General features: G+C 68.8%; 1 protein-coding gene. It reads left to right on the top strand.

Annotation, left to right across the window (positions count from 1 at the left end; genetic code table 11):
* The first annotated feature begins 72 nt into the window (after positions 1 to 72).
* Positions 73 to 1,322, top strand: a protein-coding gene (locus tag AB0Q90_RS42065; RefSeq protein WP_363166035.1) for an IS3 family transposase whose coding sequence is annotated in 2 segments (ribosomal slippage) — positions 73 to 408 and positions 411 to 1,322 — 1,248 coding nt in all. Because the reading frame shifts where the segments join, the coding sequence is not laid out codon by codon here.
* Positions 1,323 to 1,358 lie beyond the last annotated feature (36 nt).

Below are 1,358 nucleotides of genomic sequence, written 5' to 3'. Positions count from 1 at the left end.
GGGGCCTCCCCCTGAGTGGTGGACACGCTGATACTGGATCTGCTTGATCCGGAGGAAGCGAGAAGACCGCCGATGGCGATGAAGGACTATTCGGACGAGTTCAAGGCCGATGCCGTGGCCCTGTACGAGTCCACGCCCGGGGCGACATACAAGAGCATCGCCGCCGACCTGGGCATCAACCGGGCGACCTTGCGTGAGTGGGTGCTGCGGGACCGCGAACGCCGCGGTGTCGCCGCCGCTGCCCCGTCTGCGGGCGGGACGCCGGCGGCCCGCGCCGAGCAGGCAGCATCGTCCGCCGATCCGGACGAACGCATCCGGCAGCTGGAGGCTCGGGTGGCCGAGCTCGAGGCGAATGAGCGCAAGCTCGCCACCGAGCGGGACATCCTGCGCAAGGCGGCCAAGTATTTCGCCGGAGAGACGAACTGGTGAGGAGCCGCTTCCAGTTCGTTGACGACCACCGGAACACCTACGAGGTGAAGCGGCTCTGCCAGGTCCTGGACGTGAACCGGTCCAGCTACTACAAGTGGCTCGCCGGCACTGAGGCTCGGGCCACCCGGCAGCGGGAGGACCGGGTCCTGGCCGAGGAGATCCGCGAGGTCCACGGCGAGTCCGGCGGCGCCTATGGCTCGCCGCGAATAACGGCCGAGCTTCGCGAGAAAGGGCGGCGGGTCAACGAGAAGCGGGTCGCCCGGATCATGCGGACGTTCTCCATCACCGGAATCCGCCTGCGCAGGCGCGTCCGCACCACGATCCCGGACCCGGCGGCCTCACAGGTTCCCGACCTGTTCCAGCGGGACTTCACCGCCACCGAGCCGGGGCGCAAATACATGGGCGACATCACGTATCTCCCGCTCGCAGGCGGGGAGTTCCTCTACCTCGCGACTGTGCTGGACTGCTTCAGCCGCAGGGTCGTCGGCTGGTCCATCGCCGACCACATGCGCACCAGCCTGGTCGCCGACGCACTGCAGATGGCGGCCTCGACCCGCGGCGGCCTGGACGGCGCCGTGTTCCACTCCGACCACGGAGCCCAATACGGCTCCCGGGCCTTCGCCGACCTGTGCGACCGGCTCGGCGTGACCCGGTCGATGGGCGCGGTCGGCACCAGCGCGGACAACGCGGCTTGCGAGAGTTTCCACGCGTCCTTGAAACGCGAGACGCTCCGGGGCGCCCGCGACTACGGCGACACCAGCACCTGCAGAAGGACGGTATTTGCCTGGCTGACCCGCTACAACACCCGCCGCCGGCACTCCGCCAACGGCCACCTCAACCCCAACGAATACGAACGCCGGCACCACGCGGCTAAGCTCACGCTCGCCGCGTGATCAACGAAGCGTGTCCACCATCACGGGGGAAGGCCC

Source organism: Streptomyces sp. NPDC079141, from assembly GCF_040686775.1.
In the GTDB taxonomy this organism is placed as follows: Bacteria; Actinomycetota; Actinomycetes; order Streptomycetales; family Streptomycetaceae; genus Streptomyces.
The sequence above is the reverse complement of the archived record's forward strand: the minus strand, read 5'-3'. Positions and strand labels throughout refer to the sequence as shown.